This window comes from Veillonella absiana (assembly GCF_032970865.1).
Taxonomy (GTDB): Bacteria; Bacillota; Negativicutes; order Veillonellales; family Veillonellaceae; genus Veillonella; species Veillonella absiana.
In genome coordinates this window covers 92,459-117,931 of the sequence record NZ_JAWJZB010000007.1, presented here as the reverse complement: position 1 = coordinate 117,931, position 25,473 = coordinate 92,459, and the positions used below count along the sequence as shown (strand labels likewise).

The window sequence follows — 25,473 nt, the reverse complement described above, 5'->3', positions numbered from 1 at the left end:
ACGATTAGCTATCATTGATACTACCGTAAAAAATTTTACAACATCGACAACTAGTAGGAGAAATTAATATATATTTTTTCAAAGGAGGGGATCGCAGGAAAGACACGGACAACTAGAGGTAATTAGCTCTACATTGACGGAACTTGTACAAGAATGGTTTCGACATTTAGAACGAAACCTCTACACCAAAGTTCTCCCCCGCCCTTGATACGGCAGGCATCTCAAATTTTCTACGGTATATACAAAAATAGCAATGACATTAGCGAGGAGCGCCTTACGCGAAGGCGTTTGAAGCGAGGCGCTGATGTCATTGCTATTTCTTATGTTTTACTACTAATAAATTTGAGATGCCGGAGTACCACTTATTTCCCCCATGCGTCGTAAATAGACTTCATGGACTGTTCTTTGGCAAGGATTCCGTGGGCATTCCACACAGTAGTATCTACTTCCTCCACATGGCCCTGCTGCACCGCGGGAATTTTATGCCACAATTCATCTCGTTTCATACTTTCCAATCGATTTTGGGCAATTTTATTATTTTGTTTACTGCTAGGACCGTAGCCAGAGCTGATGAGCAAATAATCGGCTTTCATATCCGGTAATCGTTCCAATGAAATGGCATTATTCGTCGTGCTGAAATCGGCCTCTAACACCATGAGTGGTGGATTGAGATTTAGCAACTCGTACATAAAACGATTGATATCATTTTTAGAATACGGATACAACCGAATTTCCTTATTGAGCACGCGCAGTAACGCCACTGTTTTATCACCAATATGCTCATGCAAGGCCATGCGATAGAATTTCGCCTTGGAATAATATTCGCGTAAACGAAGCTCCCCTGTCTCAGGAATGCCGAGGGCCATGGACAATGCCAAAAGACTCGTTTCGTCCTGCCGCAAATCGAAAGCCGCCGTTGGGGCGATTTTATTCAATGCGTTGTACACATTTTGATCGAAGGAATCACGCATGATAATCAAATCCGGTTCTTCCGCCTGTACTTGTTCGTAATTGATAGTCTTGCTATCGTCATTGACGCTGATGACGTTAATATCCTTCGCAGACAATTGTTCGTATAGATAATGGTTAGGGTTGTAATTCCCTGCTAGAAATGGAACGTCTAGTGCCAATATAGGGTCTTCCATACGAATGACCACGATTCGCTGATGCGTCTTTGGCATCACTGTGGTCCCGAATTTATGCTTCACCGTGATGGTATCGCCATCAACTGTAACGAGTTTTTTAGCTTGCGCCATTTTATCATCGAAACGCTTAGCAAATTCTACGTCTATGGCTTCCGATGTATTTTGGCGATGCAACATGCCTTGCACCTTAGGGCTCAACTGTCCCATCACTTGCGCTGATTGCTCATTCGTTTGATTAATGTTGCAACCACTTATGGTGAAAGCTACCGCCACTATGCCAACCACACTGCACAGTTTAGAGAATGTATTTACGTTCATATTACACCTCTTGAGAACCTTGTGCAGATAGGCCACCAGGAACTTGTAAAGGGGCGCCACCACGAATGTGTGTAGATGCATCACTGTCACCAGATACAGTACTTTCACCAGATACATTTGATACAGCACACACAGGAATGCCTGCCAATGGTTCTGCCAGTGGATCCCGTGGAGCTGGTATTTCTAAATTAGCTTTCACAGAATATGGAATGGAGAACGGACGGTTCGTGCGTGGATCGTTCATAATAGTGGAATCGATGCCGAACACGTCGCAGAGCATGTCGTTATTGAACACATCATATGGGGAACCTTCGTACAAAATGGTACCCTTGCGCATAGCTACCAAATAATCGGCAAAGCGCGCAGCCTCATTCAATTCATGAATGACCATGATGATAGTTTTACCATATTTTTTATTTAAATGGTCCACCATGTGGAGCACGTCCAATTGATGAGATACGTCAAGAAAGCTAGTTGGTTCATCGAGGAACAGAATATCTGTATCCTGCGCGATAGCCATAGCAATCCAAGCGCGTTGACGTTGACCACCGGACATATGTTCAATACCACGATCAGCGAACTCTAACAAATCCGTTTCTTTCAAAGCCCACTCAACCATTTCGCGGTCCTCACGGCTCGTGCGAGAGAACAAGCTAGATTTGTGGGGCGCACGACCATACATAACGAGTTCACGCACAGTCAGTGCCCCTGGAGCCGAGGGGTTTTGTGGCAATATCGCCACTTGTTTGGCTAGTTGACGACTATCCATAGCATGCATGTTTTTACCATCCAACAATACCTCGCCACTCATAGGCTCGATGATACGACAAATCGTTTTTAATAATGTGGATTTACCGCAACCATTGGCACCAATCAAGGCTGTAATCTTGCCCTCAGGAATGGACAAGTTCAAGTTTTCTATGATTTTATGACCATTGTAACCAGTGGTTAAATTTTTAACTTCTAATTTCATAGCAATCTCCTTCTCAATCCAATCCTATGCTTTTGCTTTTGCTAAAATATACAAGAAGTACGGCGCACCGATTAAGGACACGACGATACCCACCAAAATTTCATCAGGAGCCACAATGGCACGGCCGAACCAATCGGCAGCGACCACAAGAATTGCGCCAATCAAGGCCGTCACAGGCAGATAATAGGAATGATCCGCCCCTACTAATCGACGAGCAATGTGTGGAGAAATCAGCCCCACAAAGCCGATGCTGCCACCGATGGCTACGCAGCACGCGGCGAGTACAACAGCAATCATCAAATAAATAAATCGAGCACGGTTAATGCGAATACCAAGACCGATAGCCGTTTCATCAGCTAAACTTAAGATATTCAAATCCATATGACGTGCATATAGCACGAGGGCTAGGAAAATGACGATAGGCGCCAATATGGCCACATGATTCCAGCTATTACCAGAAATGCTACCGATAACCCATGTGTTCACCATGTAGAATTTATTTGGATCCAAGCGTACTACCAAGAGCGTTTGGATGGCATGAATGCCGGCACTCAAGGAAATACCGGTTAATACTAGCGTATGCGTAGATAAAATGCGTCCACCACGATAGGATAGTCGATAAATCAACGATGCTACCGCCGTTGCACCAATGATAGCCACCATAGGCATAGTCCAAATACCTAATGAATTATTGCCATTCGTGAAATAAATTAACAATACCACACCGAGGCCTGCACCAGCATTAACGCCGAGCAAACTTGGACTAGCCAACTCATTACGAGCTATGGTTTGGAACACGGCACCAGATAGTGCTAGGCCCATACCAATCAAAAGGGCCAATACAGAACGAACCATACGGAAATCAAAGACCGTTAAGTTTTTTGCTTCTGAACCATTGCCGAGCAATACATTAAGTAATCGAGTGTCACTCACATCAGTAAAGCCCGTACGCAAGTGACCATATAAACAACCAACTAATATCACTACCAAGATGACAGCAACCATATAAAAACGTTTCTTTACAGTCATTATCTGCCACCCCCTCTTCTATTTGCCAAGTAAATAAAGAATGGTACGCCGATGATGGCTGTGATAGCACCTAAAGGTGTTTCATAGGTAGGATTTACTAGACGAGTTAATACATCAGCTACCACCACAATGACAGTCCCTACAAGCGCAGAGAATGGTATGACACGACGATAGTCGATACCTACCATTTTACGAACGATATGTGGTGTAATGAGACCAACAAAACCGATAGGACCAGCTAAAGCTACGGCAGATCCACTCAGGATTAATACCGTAACCCCCGCAAAGGCACGAACGCGATCAAGATTACTACCAAGGCCGATAGCCACCTCTTCACCAAAGCTGAGTAATGTAACAGATTTTGAAATGCTGATGGCAATGAGTAAACCAATCATCGTCCAAGGCAATACGAGGAATACTTGCTCCTTGTAGTTGATTACGAATGTACTCTTTTATCGCACCTTCGTATCTCCCGACCGTATCCACATAATATCCTCTACACCAGAAATGACGATTTCCATACTTATATTTTAAATGTGCGTGTTTATCAAATATCATGAGGCTACTCTTGCTTTTCAGATATCCCATAAACGACGATACGCTTAAATGTGGGGAATCGCTACTAGCATATGGATATGATCTGGGCAACATTCAGCCTCTAATATCTCGACATGTTTGCGATTGCATAAATCTCTAAGTATTTTACCGATATCAACTTTCAGTTTTCCATAAATCGCTTGTCGTCTGTATTTTGGTGCAAATACTATATGATATTTACATCTCTATTTCGTATGTGATAAACTTTTTACGTCATTCATTGACACTGAACCTCCTTTGACTAATGATGTGGTTGCCAGACCATCATCATTGTATCACGGGAGGTTCTTTCCTTTTCTATAAGAATATTTTTACCAACCCCCAGTTGAACTGGGGGTTTATGTCATGCCTGTTCGGCGACCAATAAAAGTATCAATATCTATTAAACTTTCTAAATAGATATTGATACTTAATCACGCAATATATGTTGCTATGAGATAATCTTACCTAAATCTAGGAGAACATTATTTATACCCTATATTGCTAGGATCATATACAACCAATATGCCTATCACAACACAGGGAATTAAATTTGAAAATGATTCTAATAAACAACGCTTTTATATCAATCATAATATCAAAATTTTGCAAAATTTTCAATATTAAATATCATTATCTATTTCTATTATTCATTGCAATTATCTATATTAATCATTGTTTTGTTTTTATATTTATCAATTGTACTGTATTATGATTCCCAATTTACATATAAACCAAATTATCAACAACATCATATAAACAATTATAATTATCATAATATATGTATTTTGAAAAAAATCCACTATGAATACTATGTCAGCTAAAAGATATATCTGAATCCTCACAATCAGAATAAATTTATGTGCCTATTCCCTTATTGACATTACTCTTTGTATACATCAAAATAACTATAAACAATAGATTCAGCTGACGAATAGAGGTATTATTATGAATTTAATTCAACAACCCAGTACAATAAATTTTTTATCAGGCAGCATCATTAAAGTTGATTTTGATAGTTGTATAAATAGTGAAATTAACGGACTACATTATGCAGTAGCAATGAACACAAGCAATAATGACAACTCTAGTATTACTGTCATTCCCTTACTACCATTACAGCCGCAAGAAGATCCTACCTTATTACATGTCAATGAGGTCTATTTAGGTGATGAACTATTCGTGTTATTAAATGATAGACTGTCCACCACTACTAAAGAAATTAATGCGCGTATAAAAGAAGAACGCAACCTATTAGGATCCGAATGTTTCATACTTCCTAAAGATACGTTGAATGAAAGCTTAGGTACAATTAAAAAGTTAGAGTCTAAACGAAGTGTAAATAAACAGATGGTAGATGAAATCAATGCATTTAAACAAGGTTGTGTTGCTACGATCAATCAAATAACAGATATCAAAATAACCAGTATTGTAGCGCCGAAAGATGAGTTTGACGTGGAATATGAGGTTACACTATCACCTAGTGCAATGCAATTAATTAAAAGCAATTATAATTTTTTGACAAATATATAGACAATTTAGAGTATATGCCCTAATTACACAAAAAAGCCTAGTAGTCAAAGACTACTAGGCTTCTATTTGTGTAATTAAGCTTCTACAGGATATACAGAAACTTTACGGTTGTAACGACCAGCGCGTTCGAATGCAACTTTGCCTGGAACTAGAGCAAACAAAGTGTCATCGCGACCGATACCTACGTTAGTACCAGGGTGGAAGTGAGTACCACGTTGACGAACGATGATGTTACCGCTTTTAACTACGGAACCATCATGACATTTAACGCCAAGACGTTTGGATTCACTATCACGACCATTACGAGTACTGGACACACCTTTTTTATGTGCGAACAATTGTAAATCAAAAGTAAACATGAAGTTCACCTCCTATTTTTCGTGAATTTGGACAAACTTTGGATACTGTCGACTAATCTCTTGTAAACCAAGAATCATAGTTTCCAAAATATCCTGGCCACTCTGGTTTAATTCACCAGTGAGGACCATATCACATTGACCAGAACTATTGCTGTAATCACCTGGTTGGTGAGCGATTTGTGTGAGTCCCAACATCGCTGTTGCGGATAACACTGAAACGGCTGCACAGACAATATCATAGCCATGATCATCATATCCGGCATGACCCGAAATGTCACAACTCGTTACCAAGTTGCTTTCATTACGGTGAATTCCAATGGAAATCATAATTAAGCTTGGATAGATTCAATACGAACTTTTGTGAACGGTTGGCGATGGCCTTGACGACGACGGTAATTAGATTTAGCTTTGTATTTGAAAACTAAGATCTTTTTAGCTTTACCTTGTTCAAGAACAGTACCTGTAACTTTTGCACCGTTTACAAGTGGAGTGCCAACTTTAACGTCGCCGTCATTGACTACAGTTAATACTTCGTCAAATGTTACAGTTTCGTCAGCAGTTGCTTCCAATTTTTCAATAGTAATAACATCGCCTTCAGCAACGCGATATTGTTTACCACCAGTTTTAATAATTGCGTACATGTGAACACCTCCTTGTTATCGAACTCGCTGAATACGGTATCCCAACCCGAAAGTCGGGCGTTTCTAACCTCTTCATGCGGCTGCAAAGTCCAGCGCGAACCGAACTATGACTAATTAATTCTATCCTATCTCATACAATTTGTCAAATCAAACCTACAATTATCCCTAGATGTTGTAGTAGAATTTTCAATCCAATCAAAATCAATACAACACCACCGATAATTTCAGCATACTCGCCCACAAATCGCCCCATGAATTTACCTAAGTAAACACCAATCATCGACATGGCAAATGCTACGAGACCAATAATACTTGATGCTTCCCACACATTAACCGATAGAAATGCAAATGTTAATCCAACCGCCAAAGCATCAAGACTGGTTGCGACAGCGAGCATAATCATTTCCCACATGCCTAGTGTACGCTCATTAACAGGCCCCTGTGACTGCTCTGCATGAGCTGCACAGGTACATTCACCTCTACTCTGTCGAATCATAGAAATACCTAAATAGCTAAGCAAAATAAAGATAATCCAGTGATCAAATTCAGAGATGATATCAATAAATTGTGATCCCACAAACCATCCGATGAGGGGCATGATAAATTGAAAAAGGCCAAATAAAAAAGAAAGCACAATTTTTTTGTAGCTTTCACCCTCTGTTAGCATTAACCCCTTGCCTATGGCCACGCCAAATGCATCCATTGCTAAACCTACAGCAACAAGAAAAATCTCCAATAATGTCACAATATTCACCTACCTGCTATGTGACAACAATACTTACTGCTTTTGTATTCTTTGTATTTTGTTATTATATCACATTTCGACAGTAAACATTATGAAAGTTACGCCCAAACGCTATCTCGATATCTCATAACATACTGTGGTGGTCAATGAACAGAATTAGCTAGAAAAGCTTTAATGCTTTGATTGCCGTAATGTAGAGAAACCTTCGATTGCTATCCGTAATTTTCACAGCCAATATAGTAAGAGCCCGCCTATATATTTTGCAGCGACATTCGACTTCGTCGTTAGGAGCGAAAAATATATAGCTGGGCGTCCTCGTCAGGAGCGAAAATATATATGAGGGCTACCTTGTTAAGAGTCTCAAATTTAGAGTTGGATTTTATGTAATAGCATTAATCACTTACGGCAATCAAAGAATACGCCTCTCTGCTGATTTGTTCATTAACCACCACAGTAATCCTTCTTCCTAATTTTTTAGTAAGTTTCTCACACGCTTGTTTGGTTAAATATCTAGCTACCTCTGGGTGTACTTCTACTTCAATATTCGTGCGCAAACGTTGAGAGCGATACAGCTCATAGATACGTCGCACAATTTGCATATACACAGTTTGCCCAGATAACATGTAGCCTGTACCACCACAAGATGGGCACGTATCAAACAATAGAGTTTGCAAGCCTTGGCGGGCACGTTTACGCGTCATTTCCACAAGACCTAGTGAACTGATACCACATACAACAGTTTTCATTTTATCTTGCTTAGCTAATTTGCCTAACAATTCTAGCAGTTCTTGTTGATGAGCCTTGGATTTCATATCAATAAAATCACAGATAATGATACCACCGATATCTCGCAATCGAAGTTGGCGACAAATTTCTACAGCCGCTTCTTTATTCACAGCAAAGGCTAAATCCTCCGCTTTATCAGATTGACCTGTGTAATGGGCGGAATTCACATCCATCACGGTTAGAGCCTCCGTATGATCAATACGGATGGAACCACCAGATGGCAAATCTACATCACGATTAATAAGCTGTTCTAATTGCGGTTCAATGTGATTAGCCTTAAAAATAGATTCAGAACTATCATGCAAGGATACCGCCACACGCTGTGATGCTGGGCCATGACCAAGTAGTTCTTCCAATCGTTTTAAACCATGCGTGGAATCTACAACGATTTCACGCACATTGCGATGGGCATAATCACGAATCAAGCGGAACCAAAAATCCGCATCACTGTATAAATCAGTACCGCTCTTGGCTACCTTAAATCGTTTTTGCACATGCTGCCATGTTTGCCACAAATATTCCATATCTTGGGCAATTTCTGCATTGCTTGCCTTAGTAGCGGCCGTGCGGATAATAAATCCACAACCCCGTTCCAAATAAGGCGTGGCTAATTCCTGTAATCGCGCACGCAATACTTCATCTGTAATCTTCTTGGAAATATGCATACTTTCAGAATATGGCAACAATACCATAAAGCGGCCTGCTAAACTCACATCGGCAGTAACGCGAGCACCTTTGCCAAGCATTTCTTCCTTCACCACTTGTACAAGCACTTGTTGGCCTACAAATAAATTACGGAGAATTTTAGTTTGTTTTCCCTGTTGTAAATTGAGGTACGCATTTTGTGCGCCCCCAATATCTACGAAGGCCGCTTGCATACCAGGTAAAACATTTTTCACAGTACCTTTATACATATGGTTTGCCATGTGATTCGTCTCAGGCCGTTCCAGCACAAAATCGACGAGTTGCCCCTCATCATTCACAACGGCCATACGCACTTCTTCATCCATGACATTTACGAGGATTCTATTCACGATGCGCCTCCTTTCCAATCTATTTGTAGATTATAGTTTCATCAATGTTAATGTCTCTATTATATGGTAAAAGCGGTGGCATTGCCACCGCTTTCATCACATTACTATAGGCCAAGACTATCGCCAAATAGATTTTCTCTACCTCTAGCAAAATAAATTTACTCAACCTCTAACGGAGTCATTTTCCCCTGCTCGTTTTCCACCATAATATGTCTGCGATGGATTTCATAAGCATCGGTAATTGGCCAGTTAAATTGATCACGACCTAATGCCCATACCTCACCAGGTTTTACAGTACCTTCTGGATAGATGCCAATGCCCATCACAAGGGTTACCTTGCCATCATGAAGATGTGCTGTGATTGGTTCTTTCACAAAGTGTTTCACATCAATGGTACGAACCTTTTTAGGTGTCACCTTTTCGTAGCTAATTTCAGGGGCCTCGTTAAATGGTTTTAATAATGCATCCCAATCTGCATCAGCAGTCACAGGGCCAGTTACCTCGTACACAGCATAATTGCAAATAGCCATCATTTTTTTCACCTTATCAGGCATATAACGACCAGCTTGTACAACAAGACCTAGAGGTGCCACACGGTTCAAACGGTCCTTGATGTTTTCCAAGGAGTCTTCCTCTAACATATCCATATCTAGATATTCTTGCGCTGCCGTAATCCCCAATGCCAAGGCGGAGGAGAAACTAATTTTCATATGTGGATTAAAACCTTCAGAGTATGCCATTTTAATGCCTGCACGACGAATCATGCGTTCCACGGCTTGAGCATAATCGAGGTGGGACAAGAATCGTAATTCTTCGCCTTTACTTAAGGCCAAACGTAACTTTTTCAACTCTGCCACCCTCCTTATAGTCAATAATCGCTGTATCAAGTTCAGGACATACATTACAGCCACGACAAGCATCACGACGGCAGTCTCCAGTGAGTTTCGCTGCCACAGCTTGTTCCCATTCACGTTTCAAGAATGGTTTTGTCACGGTATCATCCAAATGATCCCATGGCAATGGTTCATCAAAATCACGCGTGCGACGTGCATAATACGCTGGATCGATACCACAATTTTCAAAGGCTTTAAGCCATGTTTCATAACTAAAATGTTCTGTCCAGCCATCGAATTTACAACCAAGTTTCCATGCCTCTACGAGAACCTTCGCCAAGCGACGATCCCCACGAGCAAATACTCCTTCCATATAGCCGGTATAGCCATCATGATAGTGATAGGAAATATTACGGTTATTAATCAAAGATTTTAAGTATTTTTGTTTACGATGGATTTCCTCTACATCCTCTTGACCATACCATTGGTATGGAGAATGTGTTTTTGGTACAAAGAAGGATACACTCACCGTTACAGAACCATTGCGACGACCTGTAATTTCACGATGTAAATCAAGAACTTTGTACGCCAAATCAGCAATACCTGCCAGATCTTCATCAGTTTCTGTAGGAAGGCCTATCATAAAGTACAATTTAACATTGTGCCAACCAGATTTAAAAGCATTTGTACAAGCGGCCATCAAATCTTCTTCTGTAACGCCTTTATTAATAACGTCACGCATGCGTTGCGTACCCGCTTCTGGGGCGAATGTTAAACCACTCTTACGAACTTGTTGTACTTTTTTAGCAATATCGATGGAGAAGCTATCTATACGTAATGATGGCAAGCTAACGCTCACTTGTTTATCCTTAAATTCCTCCATGAGCATGTCTACGAGCTCTGGCAATTTTGAGTAGTCCGCAGAACTCAAGCTCATCAAGGAAATTTCATTATAACCAGTATTGGCCATTGTTTCCTTAGCAATTTCAAGCAAGCGTTCTGGCGTTCTTTCACGAACTGGGCGATATAACATACCGGCCTGACAGAAACGACAACCACGTGTACAGCCACGGAATAATTCGAGAACAGCACGGTCATGGACGATATCTAAATACGGTACTACTGGTTTTGTTGGGAAATATACATGTTCTACATCCTCAACGATGCGTTTTTTAATGGTTGCTGGTGCCTCTGGTGCGAGTACGTCAAGTCTTTCAAAATCGCCATTATCATTGTACACAGGATTGTACAATGCGGGACAGTAGGTACCTTTAATTTGAGCCGCCTTGCGTAAGAATGCCTCCTTGCCGCCTGGAAATCCCTTTGCTTTTTCAGCTTTGTATAATTCGATGAATTCACCTGTCCATTCCTCGGATTCACCAAGGGACACGATATCAAAAAAATCGGCGATTGGTTCCATGTTGTACGCACAAGGGCCACCGGCTAGTACCAATGGGAATGACATATCGCGATCTTTGGCATACATTGGCATCCCCGCCAAATCCATCATGTTTAAGATGTTAGTAAAACTCATTTCGTATTGCAAGGTAAAACCTAGAATATCAAAATCACGAATTGGAGTTTTAGTTTCCAAGGAAAACAATGGAATATTGCGATTACGCATTTCTGCTTCCATATCATGCCATGGTGCAAATACGCGTTCCGCCACAGCATCTTCGCGTTCATTCACCAAACCGTATAAAATTTTAATGCCTAAATGGCTCATCGCCACTTCGTATACATCAGGGAAGGCCAACGCCATCGTAATGTCCACATCTTTGTGGTTCTTAACGATGCTGTTCCATTCGCCACCTGTATAGCGCGCTGGTTTTTGCACATGCTGTAACCAAGCCGTATCTAACTGAATCATAGTTCCTCCGTCTTGTGAAAGACTTCTTTCATGTAAAATCATTCATATAGCAAGTTCATTTCAATGAGTTATATGTCTCGCATTTTCCCATTGATAGATTCTATGCATTTACTTTCATTTAAAACATATATTTTTTACGCTGCATTGCAATATTCAAGAGCAAGCCAATACTGAGCATATTCGTGGTCAATGCGCTGACACCATAGCTGATGAAAGGCAATGGAATCCCCGTTACTGGCATAATACCAGTGGTCATGCCTACATTGACGAGCACCTCAAAGGTCAGCATTGAGCCAATCCCCGTAGCCAATAACATACCAAAGGTATCATTACAACTATAGGCCACACGAATGCTACGGTAAATTAACATAAATAGCAATAATAATACAATAACACATCCAATAAAACCTAGTTCCTCACCGATTACAGAGAAAATAAAGTCCGTATGATTTTCCGGCAGGAAGTTCAATTGACTTTGAGTCCCACCAAATAGGCCTTTTCCCAAAATCATGCCCGAACCAATGGCAATTTTAGATTGGATAATATGATATCCGGAACCAAAGGGATCGATATCAGGGTTCAAAAATACAAGAATACGTTGTTTTTGATATTCTTTCAATACAAACCATCCTAGTGGAGCAAGTAATACAGCAGCACCTGCCACAATTTGTACTAAGCGCATACGAATACCAGCTACGAAAGTCATACCGATAAATATTGCCATATACACAAGGGATGTACCCAAGTCAGGTTGGGTAAATACAAGTAATGTGGGAATGCCTACGTAAATAACACAAGGTAATAATTCTTTAAAAGAATTGAGTTTGTTAATACGACTTTCTAATAATTTAGCCATACAGATAATCATCAATAATTTTGAAAACTCTGATGGTTGAATCGTAATCGGACCAATTTGAATCCATCGTTGCGCCCCCAATGCAGATGTACCTACCACCATTACCGCGAGAAGCATCACTATAGTGAGCACATAAATAGCATTCGACCAATCTCTGAGCTTGTGGTAATCAATCCACTGTATGGCAATAACAATAATAGCATTCACAAGGAAAAATATCGTTTGCCGTGTCACAAGGTCAGACAACTGTAGTCCATCTTGATTGACGTGCGTGGCACTGCCAATAGCAATAATACCAGTGGTCACCAACAAGACTGTACAAATTACGATAGTCCAATCCCAATCACGCCAAATACGTTGCCACATGTGGGCCTCCTATCGGCGACGGCGCCATTTACTTTGGCGTTGTCTCATTAATAATTGTGTGTTTCTATGTACTGGATTTTCTTCTGTAAAAGTCACCACTTCTGTTTCTTCAGGTTCCAATGGCTCTAACTCAATATTATCAAGTTCTACATTCTCGGTTTCCACTACAGGATCTTCCATAATAGATTCCTCAGCCTCTTTCATGGTAGCTTTCTCAATATGTTCAACCAGTTCCTCGAATAATGCGATGGAACTAGCACCTGGTTGCTTGTGACTTTCATAAGCCTGTAAAATCTCATGATCCTCCCAGGTATGGCCGGATTCAATATAAGAAATTAGAGGTTTCAGCATCGGCATAAAATTGTCATCCTGCAATGTGTGCAGCTGCCCCTCTTGAGTATAATGAATAACATTCTCTGCATAAGGCAAAACGGTACCAATATACTCGGCCCCTAGTGTACGCATCATGGTTTCCATATCTGTATCCACTTGGATTTGTTGCATCGCATTAAAAACGATGGCGTAATCAAATTGACGTTTTTCACGGCATACTTGAATGACACGACCTGCATTGCGCAAGGACACCCATAATGGTTGTGTAACAATTAAAATACGATGTGCGAAATCAAGAATCGCATCGGCTCCACGGCCAATGCCGGCAGGTGCATCGACGAGGACATAATCATATTCGTCGGCCAGCTTTTTTATTAATTTACGATATTTATTGCGACCTACATCCTCCCAGCGAAGGGCCTGACTAGCCGGTAATAAGTCTAAATTTTTATGAATAGGAATAATCGCATCATTCGCGAGTTCTCGATCACCACAAACATCAGCGACATCAAAAATAACTTCATTTTGCTTTCCTACCACAAGGTCCAAATCACGAAGACCAAAATCGCCATCTGTCATCAATACACGATGACCTTGTTGACTCAGTGCCACTCCCAAACAAGCCGTAACCGTGGTCTTACCAACGCCACCTTTGCCTGATACAAGCGCTATAATTCGTCCCATTCTATATCCTCTCTATCAATTATTTTCTTCTATCACTCTAGTACTATTCGTAGTATTCGTCCTATTTGTACCATTAGAACTACCATTCACAAGTTTTGCTTTCTGTACATTAAAAAAGGCTGCTAAAATATCTCGAACAATTGGGCCTGCAGAACCGGCACCAAAGCTACCTTGTTCTACTAAGGCAACCACAACGATACGGGGCTTATCATATGGAGCATACGCTACGAACCAGCCATGGTCTTGACCATGAGCATTTTCCGCCGTACCCGTTTTACCCGCTACAGAAATAGGGAATCCCTTAAAGATATCACCTGCCGTACCACCTTCAGCCGTTACGTCACGCAACCCGTTTCGAACCAAATCCATAACATTCTTAGGTACTGGCAATACACCTAATTTTTTAGGTCCAAAAATTTCAGCGGGCGTTCCGTCTTTATTATCTACACGGCTCACCACATATGGTTGGTACCGAATCCCACCATTGGCAACTTGACTAAGTAATACTGCCATTTGTATTGGCGTTACCAATGTAAATGATTGGCCGATGGCCGCATCAAAGGTCTCCCCTAAATACCAGTCTTGGTCAAACACTTTACGTTTATATTCAGGACTCGCCAAATTACCAGCGGCTTCACCATATAACTTAATACCTGTTTTCTCGCCTAAGCCAAAATATTTTGCATATTTGTCAATATTCTCAATGCCTACACGATTACCCATTTCATAGAAATATACGTTATCTGATTTTGCTAATGCCGTATTAAAATCAAGCCAACCAAGGGCTTCTCCTTCAGCATTTCGTTTGTCGATGAGCCAGTGACGACCACTATCAAAAATTTGTTCTTCCGGCGTTACCTTTTTTAAATCAAGGGCTGCCACACCGGTAACGATTTTAAATGGAGATCCTGGCGGATATTCACCAGATATAACTTTATTATCAAAGGGATGATTCTTGTCGTTATTTAATTGATTCCACTGTGCAGTGGTAATGCCTAGGGAAAACCAATTGGGATTAAACTCTGGGCTACTCACCATGGCAAGAACAGCCCCTGTATTAGGGTCTAAGGCTACTACTGCAGCACCTTGAGCAGGAATTCCTTGAGCACGCAATTGATCAATTTGGTTACGTACAGCCTCTTCAGCGGCCTTTTGCAGGTTCACATCGATAGTCAAATGAATATCAGAACCAGGTATTGTATTTTTACGCTCTACCTCTTCAACAGGGCGACCTGTGGCATCAACCTCTAGTTGTTTACCACCATCAACACCACGGAGCACATCATCATACATACTCTCTAAACCAGATCGACCAAGAATAGTACCGGCCCCTACTAAGGTGTTAGGATTTTCCTGTTTAATCTCAGCTAACTCTTCTTCACTTACTTCCCCCACATATCCAAAGAGTTGTGATGCCATCGTATTATATGGATAATAACGCAAAGGCTCTACATCAATGGAAATGCCCGGCAATTCATGGCTATGTTCCTCGATATTGGTAACCACGTCCATAGGTACGTCCGTAGCAATACGAATTGGTTCATATCCATCTTTATTATCGGAAATTTTCTTTTGAATCTCTGCTGCAGGTTTATTAAGGTACCCTGCCAATTTTGTCACTTCTTCTGGCGCCACATCTTTACCACTAGGCATAATGGATACTGTATAAGCAGGTCTAGAACCTACGAGAATCTGGCCATTTCGATCATACATAATGCCACGAGCAGCAGTCATTGTTACCATGCGCAAACGGTTGCCTTCGGCCTTTGCCTGGTAATAACCACCTTCTATAATTTGAAGGTAGAACAACCGAGCACCAAGAATTAAAAATACCAATGTTATAAGATAAAAAAGCACATCAAAGCGCCCTGTTTTTTTATTTTTATATAAGCTTTCGAGCACTTCGGTGCCTCCTTTCCTACTCACAGAATTATATATCACACGCAGTATACCTATGTATATCTACCACATATACTGTTCTTTTTCCTCTAATTTCCATAACATGAAATGGATAATTACACCTAATCCCCCATTTAGCAACATCGGTGGTAGTACCATATGCCACATGTATGGTAAAAAGGAAATATCCGCACGAATCATATACAACATCCCCATCCGCACAAGGCCATCTACAATAGTACTCAATACTACAAGGATGAAGGAAATATACCATTGCTCCTCATATATACGAGCTTTCACAAAGGAGAGTAAATATACAATAATCACATAAGGAAACATGTGCAATCCAAAGAAATTAGAAATTAACACATCATGAATCAGTCCCCCCACGATGGCCACAAATAAGCCCGTACGACGTCCGTTCAACAATGTTAGCAATACAACCCACACGAGGATAAGGTTTGGCAACCAGCTCGTATGAAACACCATAGGAATTACTTGGGCTTGTAAATAAAACGTAATAATTCCCAACAACACATAGGCTAAGGTTCTCATTGTGCCACCGTCCCCTTAACGCCCTCTACTTGGTCACGTTGCGTTTGCGGCACCAATTTAGGTTGTAAATTTGGTTTTTCTGGGGAACCTACACGAGCTGCCGTGATAACGAATACCTCCTCTAAATGGTGAAAGTTCACATTCGTATCCACAATAGCATTTTTTACAAAACCTTCGGCATCGTTATTAATCGTTTCCACGTGCCCTACAGGAAGCCCCTTTGGATAAATACCACCATAGCCGGATGTAACTAATTTGTCCCCTACAAGAACATCACCATCACGAGCAATATTTACCATGTTTGGCTCAGATGGATTATTACCATTACCTTTTACAACGCCAGATAAACGAGATTCTGGTCGTTGTACGATAACACCGATGGCCGTACGAGGGTCAAGTATTGTTTGAACTCGTGCAGAATGAGGATATACGTCGGTCACAAAACCAACAACCCCACTCGGTACGATAACCGCCATATTCACCTCAATGCCTTCGTTGGAGCCTTGATCTATGGTGAATGTATTTGTCCAAGCCCCAAAATCACGTGTCATCACAGAGGCTACGACTAGGTCATATTCAGAATGACTATTTTGAAAGTTCAACATTTGGCGCAAACGGATATTTTCCGCTACCACCTCATCATAATTAGACTGTTTCTGCGTCAACACAGCATTTTCTTCTTTCACAGACTCCATATCTAGTGTTTTACTAATGGCATTATCGATGACCTCAATGCCTGTATGGATATTAGATAAAGCACGAGCTGTACCATAGGAAAATGGTGTCGTAATTTGTTCTAATGGTACGGTCACGAAAGGAATGCTAGTTCGTTGTTTCCACGCATAACCTAGTAAAGCTAATAAAATACAACTGATAGCAACAAAGACAACCAGTTTACGATCAGACTGTATCATCAAGCCCGCCCCTTTCTATGTTTTGACGCTACCACAAAGCGTTCCATTTGCTCTAAATTGCGAGCCCATTCAGATAATCCTTGCACTACACAATGCTCTGGTTCATTCGGAATGCGCACAGGAACCCCTATTTCTGAAGAAATGCGTTCTCCTAATCCCGCGAGTAATGCTGTTCCACCCGTAAGAACCATGCCATATTGCATGATATCTGCAACCAACTCTGGCGATGTTTGGCGGATCACATTTTTAATTTCCGTCATAATACGTTGCAATGGTTCTTGCAAAACTTCGTATACTTCGGAACGATGTATGACACTACGTTTAATAAGACCATTTGTCATATCGCGACCTTGGAATGTATATTCCTCATCATCAAGCGGTGCCAAGGCACTACCAAGATTACGTTTAATATCCTCTACGGTTTGCTCTGCAATCATAACGGAAAAACATTGACGAATATATTGTAATAATGCATCATTCAAATCATCGCCGCCAAAGCGAATGGTTCGACTCACCACCACCCCACCAAGGGACATAATACCGATATCTACGGTACCACCGCCGATATCCACAACCATATTGCCACGCGCCTCTAGTACCGGCATACCACTGCCAATAGCTGCCGCCACAGGTGTTTCAATGAGGTACACTTCACGCGCGCCCCCTTGAATGACTGCATCCATTAACGCCCGTTGTTCCACGTCCGTCATACCACATGGGGCTGACAAAAATACACTCGAACGACGTACGGAATTAGAGGCTTTATGCATAAAATATTTCAACATCGTATGGGTAACGCGATAGTCCACAATAAAACCATCTTTCAATGGTGTTAATGGACGCCATACGTCAGGCATACGTCGTACAATACGCTCCGCCTCTTCCCCAACAGCTACGATTTCTTCTTGTTTTGTATCAGTAGCCACCATAGATGGCTCTTCAACCATGCTATTGCGCCCCCCTACAGCGGCACGGGTAAACATGGTTCCTATATCTATACTTACATCTCTACCAAGAGATGAAAAAATTGAACTCATTTAGTTCGTCTCCTTATTAACGTCGTTATCTATCTGTAACGTCATCATTTAATTTTAGCATAAAACCGCCATTTTTTTAAGTCCTGAGTTCATGAAAGAACGCATAAATCAAGTAAAATTACCTCATCTTAACAAATCAAATGACCTCGTGTAATCCTTATGACTCTATCACGTATTTTTATGCTATTCCAGAATTCCTAACGATATGCTAACACCTAATCTCTAAATCTAGACAGAGTAGCATTCATCACCTATAATAATATTTATATACCACTTATGTTAACTACATATATTTTACAAATTGACGGTATCTTGTATAAATTCAAGCTATCTACTGTATTATACCTATTTACTGTTTCACAGTATCTATTTTGCATAGCACCTATGCATACAATTATGAAACACTGCTATTTTAATTACTATCATAAATGTTTCACGAGGAGGTTTTCATGTCTAACACATTCAATACGTCCACAAGACGTCTCGTTCTAAATGGGGTCCTCATGGCCCTCACCATCGTTGTCACTATGACAAGCAAAGTACCCATTCCGGGCGGATACGGTTACGTGAATCTGGGCGATGCCGTAGTACTCCTAGCCGCTTTATTATTGGGTCGCAAAAATGGTGCCTATATTGGTGGCATTGGCTCTGCTTTAGCCGATATATTTCTTGGATACCTCATGTTTGCCCCACTTACCCTCATTACAAAAGGCCTAGAGGGGTACCTCTGTGGTTATATTTATGAAAAATTCCCATCCCTAAAAGCCTCTGTCATCGCCAGCATCGTTGGTGGTATTGTAATGGTTACAGGCTATTTCATTGGTGAAATTTTTATGTATGACTTAGGAGTGTCACTAGCAGCCGTGTGGCCGAACATCATGCAAGCCATCGCAGGTGTAATTGTAGCACTCATTTTGTTTGGATTGTTACGAAATAGATTATCATAACAACACAATCCCCATGTATATACTCTCTAGCTCCGAACGCCTTCGCGTAAAGTCGCCGCGAGAGTACATACATGGGGATTTTATTTTATATCCTTATCCACTCAATTTCGTAACAATCCAAACACCGCAACTACTACAACAATTTACAAGCGATGGTTTGCATGATGTACGGATTGGGGATAAAACTAAAAGGCCCACAACTAGTGCTTCTAACATACATCCGATGAAGATGACGAAGAAACGATAGTTGCTCTACCAGAAGTATTCACTACCTTCAAGCGCGCGCCTAGTTCTGAGCACACTAATCATCTGTCGATTATGTATATATCAAGCCTAATAAAAGATTATTAACCGAGCCTCTATGTCCAGGCATTTAAATCCCCCACCCCCGCCATACATGCCTATGTTACCGCGAGAAATCGCGCCATTAGATAAAATAAAACCCATATAGTTTCGCAACGACTTTACACCGAAGGTGTTCGGAGTCAGAAACTATATGGGTTTTATTTTGTATCAAAGTAAACCTTCAGAACACAAACTTGTAAATTCTTGATCTCCGATGATTACATGGTCCAACACGGGTATCCCCATGACTTTCCCAGCCTCGCAGAACAGTTTTGTCATTCGTACATCTTCTGGACTTGCCTTGCTATCCCCAGAAGGATGATTATGAATTAAAATAATAGCCGCTGCATTACAGGCAATAGCTCTACGGAAAACAGAACGTTGCTCCGCGTAACTGGATGTTAAACCACCTGAGGATATTTCTTCAACTTTAATGAGCTTATTCTTGGCATTAAGCAATGCCACCCACACATGTTCCTCTGTTTTGTGACGCAATCGTTCCATCACATATTTTGCCACAGCCTCAGGGTTAGAAAAGTCTTCATAATCTTGTTTTACTTTCAGCTGCCCTAAACGTCGCCCCAGTTCGACAGCAGCACAGAGAGCTATCGCCTTGTCTGTACCGATGCCCTTAATGGATTCCAATTCTTTCACCGTCATGTGATTAAGACCATACACACCATCAGGGAAAAATTGTATTACTTGTTTTGCCAAGGATAATGCAGATGTACCTTTATAGCCGGTTCTCAGCAATATAGCGATTAGTTCCTCCATGGCCATATGTTCGGCGCCAACGGAGACAAATTTTTCACGAGGACGTTGATAAGGAAACATATCTTTCACACATAGGGATGGCACCACATTGCCATCAGTTGACATTATTTCTTGCATAGCCACACACTCCATACAAAAAAACACTTACTTATTATCCCAACATTTATTACGCATATATGTATTACTCTAATATATATTATCCAAATATTTGACGCAATGTATCATATACTTGTTCCACTGGCAGGCCTACTACATTTGTATAGGATCCTTCAATACCAGTAACCCACAAAGCCCCTTTTCCTTGAATCCCATAGGCACCCGCCTTATCCATAGGTTCGCCGGTATCGATATAGGACTCGATTTCATGGATGGATAATGTTTTAAAATGAACGAACGTTTCATTATGGAATACCCATTCTTGATTACCAATCACAATGGCTACACCCGTAATAACTGAATGAGTATCACCAGATAGGGCATGAAGCATACGCCTAGCGTCTTCCTTTGTAGCTGGCTTGCCAAGAATTTCACCATTATGAACAACGATAGTATCCGCACCAAGTACAATAGAACCATCAGGCACGCCGATAGCCGCTTTTGCTTTGCCCAGGGCTTGTGCCTCAACCATGTCTACAGGGCTTGAAATAACTTCATTTGATTCCTCATAGGCACTTGCTACCACTGTATGTGCAATGCCTACTTGATCTAACAACTCGTGTCGACGTGGCGAACCACTGGCAAGATATAAGCCACTCATTACGCTTGCTCCTTATCTACAGTTTCTGCCTCTTCAGCAGCTTTCATAATGGATTCGTAATATGTTTTTACATCTTCGCCATGTTTTACCGCATCAGCACGCACGGCCGCATAGAATACGATATCTTCTTGAGGCACACGCACACGATTTGGTACGAACTCATTAAGTTTTTCGAAAAATTCATCCTCCGCCTTGAGCATAACACGCGCATTCTGTACTTTTGTCCCCTTAACAATAGAGTAAATCAAGGCCCATACTGGACGCGCATCAGAAGTGGAACATTTTCTGTATTTATAGCGTAATTTAAAATTACTCAACAACTCTTGTTTAAACGCATATACGCCGTCAATCATATCATAATCGACCTCAAAATGGCGTTTACGGAATAAGGATTTTTCCTCAATAACAAGTTTATCTTCTGTCAAAATATAGGTGTAACGCCCTACGGCTTGTTTTACGATTACAATTAGGGCCACCACTTCAACAAAATATTCAGATAACAAAAATGTATTATGTATAATATTTTGGTATGTCGTATAACCAATAGCGCAGAGCAATAAAACAACAAACACGGCTACTAGAGCAGTAGCACTCTTCGCACGCTGGGATTCTTCTTGATACAAAATTTTCATCGGAGGCTCCTTATTCTACACAATTTAATTGGTCCTGATGAAAGCTAGCAACACGGCCATATATACTAATGTACAAAATTAGCACATGTTACATAGATTTTCATCACAATATTGCGTCATACACTACATCGACAACTAAAAATAAAATCTATTCCTATTATAACGAAATTACAAGGTTCTGACTATAGAAAAACCCTCTTATATCCAAGATATAAGAGGGTTTTGTGCTCCTATTAGTCACCTAAGTGACTAGCAGAAACATTTCACTATTTACCGATTAATGTTGCAGTAATACGTTGAGTATCGCGAGCAATCATGATTTCTTCGTTTGTAGGGATAACGAAGATTTTTACTTTAGAGCCTTCTACACTGATTTCACGTTCTACACCACGGCAGTTGTTTCTTTCAGTATCAAGACGAGTACCCAAGTATTCCAAACCATTACAAATTTCATCACGGTTACCGATACCATTTTCACCGATACCAGCTGTGAATACGATAGCATCAACGCCACCCATAACAGCTGCGAAGGAACCGATTACACGACGAACTTTGTGGTGGAACATATTCAATGCTAATTGAGCACGTTTATGACCTTTGCTAGCTGCTTCTTCAATAACGCGGAAGTCATTGGAAACGCCAGAAATACCCAATACGCCAGAACGTTTATTCAACATGCTGTCGATTTCTTGGTAGTTCATGCCAGTTTTGTCCATCAAGAATGGAATGATAGCAGGGTCAATATCGCCAGAACGAGTACCCATGATCAAACCGGACAATGGAGTGAAGCCCATGGAAGTATCGATTGAACGACCACCTTTGATGGCTGCCAAGGAAGAACCATTACCCAAGTGACAAGTGATGATGCGAAGATCGGACATGTGTTTACCCATCAATTCAGCACAACGTTGAGCAACGTATTTATGGGATGTGCCATGGAAACCATAACGACGGATACCCCAATCAGCATATGCTTCATATGGAAGACCATACAAATATGCTTCTGGTGGCATTGTTTGGTGGAATGCAGTATCGAATACAGCTACTTGTGGAACGTTAGGCATGATAGCTTGGCAAGCTTCGATACCTTGAATATTAGGTGGGTTGTGCAAAGGAGCGATAACAGCACATTCATTCAATGCGTCCATAACTGCTGGAGTAATCAATACGGAGTCAGCGAATTTTTCAGCACCATGTACTACACGGTGACCAACAGCGTCGATTTCGTCCATGGAAGAAATTACGCCATATTCTGCGTCAACCAAGATGTCTAGCAAAATTTTCAAGGCTTCTTTGTGGTTAAGAATTGGTTCTACGCGTTCCAATTTTTCAGCGTCAGGACGTTTATGAGTGAACATAGCATCTTGATCACCAATTTTTTCAAATAAACCTTTTGCTAATTCACGTTCTGTTGCCATATCAAGTAATTGATATTTCAAGGAAGAACTACCGCAGTTAACTACTAATACGTTCATCGATTAACCCTCTTTCTTTTGAGTAACTTGAATCTTATCTTCGATTTGTTTGCTGATATCAGCACCTACCTGATCATCCGTCGGATATTGGTAGACTATATTCCACAACACGTTCTTATCTAAGAATACATATTGTAAGAAACTAAATTTTTTACCTTGATTTGTGAAAGTAGCACTTACTTTTTTAGCTGGTACTCCATTCAAGCTCACGGTATCTACTTTTACATCGCCTTTAATTTTCTTAAATTCTACTACACTTTTCATAGCAAACTCATCCACTGTAGGGAGCGCTTTTGTGGCAGCAGGGCGACGCGCCTCAACTTGAATCAACATATGGTCTGATGCAGAACCATATACATCAATAGGATAGCCGTCATTACTTGTTATTGTGGCTGTACTCTTACCCATTTCATAAGGTAGCGCAACCGTAATTTCAGATTGTCCCGATTGGATAACCTGATTACCAAAGCTGTATTTATCCATTACATTGGTGGATCCACAGCCAGCCATAATCAATAATGATGCCCCTAACAAACAAGTTGTGATTGCTTTGGTTACACGTTTATTCACCTGTTCACCTCACATCAAAATTAAATTTTACACCTAATTATAGCTTTTTTTTGGGATAAAATCTATCTATTTTGGGTAAAACCATTGTATTTTTGCTATTCTACCTTTATATTTATAGTATGATTCCTGTACATAGATTGGTGAAAGAGGCTTATTTTACATGAAAATCATCGGCATCGTCGCTGAATATAATCCATTTCATAATGGACATTACCATCAATTGCATATGCTCAAGCAAGCGCATCCAGATGCCACAATCATCGTTGTCATGAGTGGCTCCTTTGTGCAACGTGGCATGCCAGCCTTTTTTTCTAAATTTGATCGCACTCGTTGGGCTTTGCACGGTGGTGCAGACATGGTGCTAGAATTACCAACCATTTATAGCCTCGGTAGCGCTGAAATATTTGCGACCGGTGCCGTTCGACTTCTTTCACAATTAGGGGCTACACATATTTCCTTTGGCGCTGAAAACACCGATGCGACATTACTCAAGCAAATCGCTACGGCCGCCCTCTCTGATGAGGTACAAGAACACTGTCGCACATTCCTGCAAGAGGGTTATGCCTATGGCACCGCCCTTCGTCTTGCCATCACCACAGCATATCCAGAGGCTCAGGATAGTATCCAAGAGCCCAATGCACTATTAGGGATTGAATATTTACGGGCCATTCAAACGCATCATTTACAAATGGAACCATTACCGATTTTACGGACTAGTGCCCATCATGAGGCAATACTCTCTGATGAATTACCATCTGGAACAGCCCTACGAAAATTACTATCTACGATTACGTTAGCCACCAATAAGGGCCAACAAACATCCATGAACTCTAATTTGCAAGATTCCCTTACCCCTAACATACAAGAATTACTATCCTCATATTTCCCAGCATCAATTTGCTCTGATTTAGAGACTACACTTAATAAAGGCGAACATCTCGATGGAGACAGATATGATAACCTTGTCCACGGCATCAATCGGACCATGACAACAACAAGATTATCTGCATTAGCAGACTTTACAGAAGGTATTGAAAACCGTTGGCTCCACGCAGTCAACGCCTCCAACTGGCAATCCGTTAGAGCCAGTATCAAATCAAAGCGATACACCTATGCACGCATCGATCGCATGGCTAGCTACACTGTATTTAACCTCACAAAAGCCATTCTCTCTAAGGCTCATTTGGAGGGACCAATATATACACGTCTCTTAGGTTTCTCCCACAGTGGTCGCGAATTATTAAAACGTTGGTCAAAACAGGATAGCCCATTACCATGTGAAGTTATTCAAAAATGGGCCCCAGTGTATCAAAGTGCACAAGGATTTAAGCAGCAACTCATGGAGCTTGATACACAAGCGACAGATATTCAACACCTATGTTTTAAAACAGACGCATCCCGTTTAGGTGGTAAGGATTATTTGTATAGCCCATATTATTACAAAGGCTAGAATTATCTTCCAATATATAGCACATAAAAAGGTAAAC

The 25,473-nt window shown here is 41.0% G+C and carries 25 protein-coding genes and 1 pseudogene; 3 read left to right on the top strand and 23 right to left on the bottom strand.

The annotated features are described in order from the left end of the window. Nucleotides 1–362: 362 nt before the first annotated feature. From RVY80_RS07080 to tnpA, 5 genes and pseudogenes are all read right to left on the bottom strand, one after another. The gene (locus tag RVY80_RS07080; RefSeq protein ID WP_317330060.1) at nucleotides 363–1,463 is read right to left on the bottom strand and encodes an ABC transporter substrate-binding protein; all 1,101 of its coding nucleotides are present in this window, start codon (nucleotides 1,461–1,463) and stop codon (nucleotides 363–365) included. 1 nt (nucleotide 1,464) lies between these two features. Continuing rightward, nucleotides 1,465–2,436 carry an ABC transporter ATP-binding protein gene (locus tag RVY80_RS07075; protein ID WP_295188234.1) on the bottom strand — a complete coding sequence of 324 codons (972 nt, stop codon included), beginning with the start codon at nucleotides 2,434–2,436 and terminating at the stop codon, nucleotides 1,465–1,467. 24 nt (nucleotides 2,437–2,460) lie between these two features. Then, nucleotides 2,461–3,465, bottom strand: coding sequence for a FecCD family ABC transporter permease (locus tag RVY80_RS07070; protein WP_317330059.1), 1,005 nt, complete (start codon nucleotides 3,463–3,465; stop codon nucleotides 2,461–2,463). After that, entirely contained in the window at nucleotides 3,465–3,902 is a 438-nt protein-coding gene (locus tag RVY80_RS07065; RefSeq protein WP_411040737.1) for a FecCD family ABC transporter permease, read from the bottom strand. The genes RVY80_RS07070 and RVY80_RS07065 overlap by 1 nt, the downstream gene beginning before the upstream one ends. Continuing rightward, nucleotides 3,799–4,283 (bottom strand): annotated as a pseudogene (gene tnpA, locus RVY80_RS07060) (IS200/IS605 family transposase). The gene RVY80_RS07065 and the pseudogene tnpA overlap by 104 nt, the downstream one beginning before the upstream one ends. A gap of 706 nt (nucleotides 4,284–4,989) precedes the next feature. On the opposite strand from tnpA, the gene RVY80_RS07055 reads away from it, so the two are divergent. Further along, the gene (locus tag RVY80_RS07055) at nucleotides 4,990–5,574 is read left to right on the top strand and encodes a hypothetical protein (RefSeq protein ID WP_317330057.1); all 585 of its coding nucleotides are present in this window, start codon (nucleotides 4,990–4,992) and stop codon (nucleotides 5,572–5,574) included. Between the two features lie 74 nt (nucleotides 5,575–5,648). Here RVY80_RS07055 and rpmA read toward each other — a convergent pair whose 3' ends face one another. From rpmA to mreB, 13 genes are all read right to left on the bottom strand, one after another. Beyond that, nucleotides 5,649–5,933 (bottom strand): 50S ribosomal protein L27, encoded by a 285-nt coding sequence (rpmA, locus tag RVY80_RS07050; protein WP_295188244.1) that lies wholly within the window; start codon nucleotides 5,931–5,933, stop codon nucleotides 5,649–5,651. A gap of 12 nt (nucleotides 5,934–5,945) precedes the next feature. Beyond that, nucleotides 5,946–6,260: a ribosomal-processing cysteine protease Prp gene (locus RVY80_RS07045; RefSeq protein ID WP_295188246.1), complete on the bottom strand. Its 315-nt coding sequence runs from the start codon at nucleotides 6,258–6,260 to the stop codon at nucleotides 5,946–5,948. Nucleotides 6,261–6,262: 2 nt separating this feature from the next. Beyond that, nucleotides 6,263–6,574, bottom strand: a complete 312-nt coding sequence (gene rplU / locus RVY80_RS07040) for a 50S ribosomal protein L21 (protein ID WP_295188248.1) — start codon at nucleotides 6,572–6,574, stop codon at nucleotides 6,263–6,265. Between the two features lie 142 nt (nucleotides 6,575–6,716). Further along, nucleotides 6,717–7,277 carry a manganese efflux pump MntP gene (locus tag RVY80_RS07035; protein WP_411040736.1) on the bottom strand — a complete coding sequence of 187 codons (561 nt, stop codon included), beginning with the start codon at nucleotides 7,275–7,277 and terminating at the stop codon, nucleotides 6,717–6,719. A 434-nt stretch (nucleotides 7,278–7,711) separates the two neighbouring features. Beyond that, nucleotides 7,712–9,139: an Rne/Rng family ribonuclease gene (locus RVY80_RS07030; protein WP_317330055.1), complete on the bottom strand. Its 1,428-nt coding sequence runs from the start codon at nucleotides 9,137–9,139 to the stop codon at nucleotides 7,712–7,714. Nucleotides 9,140–9,297: 158 nt separating this feature from the next. Further along, entirely contained in the window at nucleotides 9,298–9,987 is a 690-nt protein-coding gene (locus RVY80_RS07025; protein ID WP_310746140.1) for a TIGR03936 family radical SAM-associated protein, read from the bottom strand. Continuing rightward, nucleotides 9,959–11,842, bottom strand: coding sequence for a TIGR03960 family B12-binding radical SAM protein (locus RVY80_RS07020; protein WP_317330054.1), 1,884 nt, complete (start codon nucleotides 11,840–11,842; stop codon nucleotides 9,959–9,961). The genes RVY80_RS07025 and RVY80_RS07020 overlap by 29 nt, the downstream gene beginning before the upstream one ends. A gap of 118 nt (nucleotides 11,843–11,960) precedes the next feature. Next, complete coding sequence (rodA, locus tag RVY80_RS07015) at nucleotides 11,961–13,064, bottom strand: rod shape-determining protein RodA (RefSeq protein ID WP_317330053.1); 1,104 nt, start codon at nucleotides 13,062–13,064, stop codon at nucleotides 11,961–11,963. 9 nt (nucleotides 13,065–13,073) lie between these two features. After that, the gene (locus tag RVY80_RS07010) at nucleotides 13,074–14,081 is read right to left on the bottom strand and encodes an AAA family ATPase (RefSeq protein WP_317330052.1); all 1,008 of its coding nucleotides are present in this window, start codon (nucleotides 14,079–14,081) and stop codon (nucleotides 13,074–13,076) included. Nucleotides 14,082–14,096: 15 nt separating this feature from the next. Beyond that, entirely contained in the window at nucleotides 14,097–15,983 is a 1,887-nt protein-coding gene (gene mrdA / locus RVY80_RS07005; RefSeq protein WP_317330051.1) for a penicillin-binding protein 2, read from the bottom strand. Between the two features lie 60 nt (nucleotides 15,984–16,043). Beyond that, nucleotides 16,044–16,535: a rod shape-determining protein MreD gene (gene mreD / locus RVY80_RS07000; RefSeq protein ID WP_295188259.1), complete on the bottom strand. Its 492-nt coding sequence runs from the start codon at nucleotides 16,533–16,535 to the stop codon at nucleotides 16,044–16,046. Next, the gene (gene mreC / locus RVY80_RS06995; RefSeq protein WP_317330050.1) at nucleotides 16,532–17,449 is read right to left on the bottom strand and encodes a rod shape-determining protein MreC; all 918 of its coding nucleotides are present in this window, start codon (nucleotides 17,447–17,449) and stop codon (nucleotides 16,532–16,534) included. The genes mreD and mreC overlap by 4 nt, the downstream gene beginning before the upstream one ends. Next, the gene (gene mreB / locus RVY80_RS06990; protein WP_295188263.1) at nucleotides 17,449–18,486 is read right to left on the bottom strand and encodes a rod shape-determining protein; all 1,038 of its coding nucleotides are present in this window, start codon (nucleotides 18,484–18,486) and stop codon (nucleotides 17,449–17,451) included. Before mreB ends, mreC begins: the two co-directional genes overlap by 1 nt. Nucleotides 18,487–18,935: 449 nt before the next feature. Here mreB and RVY80_RS06985 point away from each other — a divergent pair, with 449 nt between their 5' ends. Then, nucleotides 18,936–19,433 (top strand): ECF transporter S component, encoded by a 498-nt coding sequence (locus tag RVY80_RS06985; protein ID WP_317330049.1) that lies wholly within the window; start codon nucleotides 18,936–18,938, stop codon nucleotides 19,431–19,433. Between the two features lie 513 nt (nucleotides 19,434–19,946). Here RVY80_RS06985 and radC read toward each other — a convergent pair. The 5 genes from radC to RVY80_RS06960 form a co-directional block, all read right to left on the bottom strand. After that, a complete protein-coding gene (gene radC / locus RVY80_RS06980; RefSeq protein ID WP_317330048.1) occupies nucleotides 19,947–20,669 on the bottom strand; it encodes a RadC family protein in 723 nt (240 codons plus the stop codon). A 79-nt stretch (nucleotides 20,670–20,748) separates the two neighbouring features. Further along, on the bottom strand, nucleotides 20,749–21,309 hold the full coding sequence (locus RVY80_RS06975) for a Maf family protein (protein WP_295188268.1): 561 nt from the start codon (nucleotides 21,307–21,309) through the stop codon (nucleotides 20,749–20,751). Next, complete coding sequence (locus RVY80_RS06970; RefSeq protein WP_295188270.1) at nucleotides 21,309–21,941, bottom strand: hypothetical protein; 633 nt, start codon at nucleotides 21,939–21,941, stop codon at nucleotides 21,309–21,311. The genes RVY80_RS06975 and RVY80_RS06970 overlap by 1 nt, the downstream gene beginning before the upstream one ends. Before the next feature lie 266 nt (nucleotides 21,942–22,207). Further along, nucleotides 22,208–23,416 carry an acetate/propionate family kinase gene (locus tag RVY80_RS06965; RefSeq protein WP_295188272.1) on the bottom strand — a complete coding sequence of 403 codons (1,209 nt, stop codon included), beginning with the start codon at nucleotides 23,414–23,416 and terminating at the stop codon, nucleotides 22,208–22,210. Nucleotides 23,417–23,419: 3 nt separating this feature from the next. After that, a complete protein-coding gene (locus RVY80_RS06960; RefSeq protein WP_295188273.1) occupies nucleotides 23,420–23,986 on the bottom strand; it encodes a hypothetical protein in 567 nt (188 codons plus the stop codon). Between the two features lie 160 nt (nucleotides 23,987–24,146). On the opposite strand from RVY80_RS06960, the gene RVY80_RS06955 reads away from it, so the two are divergent. Next, nucleotides 24,147–25,436, top strand: a complete 1,290-nt coding sequence (locus RVY80_RS06955) for a tRNA(Met) cytidine acetate ligase (RefSeq protein WP_317330047.1) — start codon at nucleotides 24,147–24,149, stop codon at nucleotides 25,434–25,436. The last annotated feature ends 37 nt before the right edge of the window (nucleotides 25,437–25,473 follow it).

Bases quoted from the DNA above. Each gene is read 5' to 3' on its own strand.
- mreC (WP_317330050.1), bottom strand. From the start codon at position 17,449: ATGATACAGTCTGATCGTAAACTGGTTGTCTTTGTTGCTATCAGTTGT.
- RVY80_RS06985 (WP_317330049.1), top strand. From the start codon at position 18,936: ATGTCTAACACATTCAATACGTCCACAAGACGTCTCGTTCTAAATGGG.
- mreD (WP_295188259.1), bottom strand. From the start codon at position 16,535: ATGAGAACCTTAGCCTATGTGTTGTTGGGAATTATTACGTTTTATTTA.
- RVY80_RS06970 (WP_295188270.1), bottom strand. From the start codon at position 21,941: ATGAAAATTTTGTATCAAGAAGAATCCCAGCGTGCGAAGAGTGCTACT.
- RVY80_RS06955 (WP_317330047.1), top strand. From the start codon at position 24,147: ATGAAAATCATCGGCATCGTCGCTGAATATAATCCATTTCATAATGGA.
- RVY80_RS07055 (WP_317330057.1), top strand. From the start codon at position 4,990: ATGAATTTAATTCAACAACCCAGTACAATAAATTTTTTATCAGGCAGC.
- RVY80_RS07035 (WP_411040736.1), bottom strand. From the start codon at position 7,277: ATGGATGCATTTGGCGTGGCCATAGGCAAGGGGTTAATGCTAACAGAG.
- mreB (WP_295188263.1), bottom strand. From the start codon at position 18,486: ATGAGTTCAATTTTTTCATCTCTTGGTAGAGATGTAAGTATAGATATA.
- RVY80_RS06965 (WP_295188272.1), bottom strand. From the start codon at position 23,416: ATGAACGTATTAGTAGTTAACTGCGGTAGTTCTTCCTTGAAATATCAA.
- rplU (WP_295188248.1), bottom strand. From the start codon at position 6,574: ATGTACGCAATTATTAAAACTGGTGGTAAACAATATCGCGTTGCTGAA.
- RVY80_RS07075 (WP_295188234.1), bottom strand. From the start codon at position 2,436: ATGAAATTAGAAGTTAAAAATTTAACCACTGGTTACAATGGTCATAAA.
- RVY80_RS07010 (WP_317330052.1), bottom strand. From the start codon at position 14,081: ATGGGACGAATTATAGCGCTTGTATCAGGCAAAGGTGGCGTTGGTAAG.
- rpmA (WP_295188244.1), bottom strand. From the start codon at position 5,933: ATGTTTACTTTTGATTTACAATTGTTCGCACATAAAAAAGGTGTGTCC.
- RVY80_RS07045 (WP_295188246.1), bottom strand. From the start codon at position 6,260: ATGATTTCCATTGGAATTCACCGTAATGAAAGCAACTTGGTAACGAGT.
- RVY80_RS07070 (WP_317330059.1), bottom strand. From the start codon at position 3,465: ATGACTGTAAAGAAACGTTTTTATATGGTTGCTGTCATCTTGGTAGTG.
- RVY80_RS06975 (WP_295188268.1), bottom strand. From the start codon at position 21,309: ATGAGTGGCTTATATCTTGCCAGTGGTTCGCCACGTCGACACGAGTTG.
- radC (WP_317330048.1), bottom strand. From the start codon at position 20,669: ATGCAAGAAATAATGTCAACTGATGGCAATGTGGTGCCATCCCTATGT.
- RVY80_RS07080 (WP_317330060.1), bottom strand. From the start codon at position 1,463: ATGAACGTAAATACATTCTCTAAACTGTGCAGTGTGGTTGGCATAGTG.
- rodA (WP_317330053.1), bottom strand. From the start codon at position 13,064: ATGTGGCAACGTATTTGGCGTGATTGGGATTGGACTATCGTAATTTGT.
- RVY80_RS07020 (WP_317330054.1), bottom strand. From the start codon at position 11,842: ATGATTCAGTTAGATACGGCTTGGTTACAGCATGTGCAAAAACCAGCG.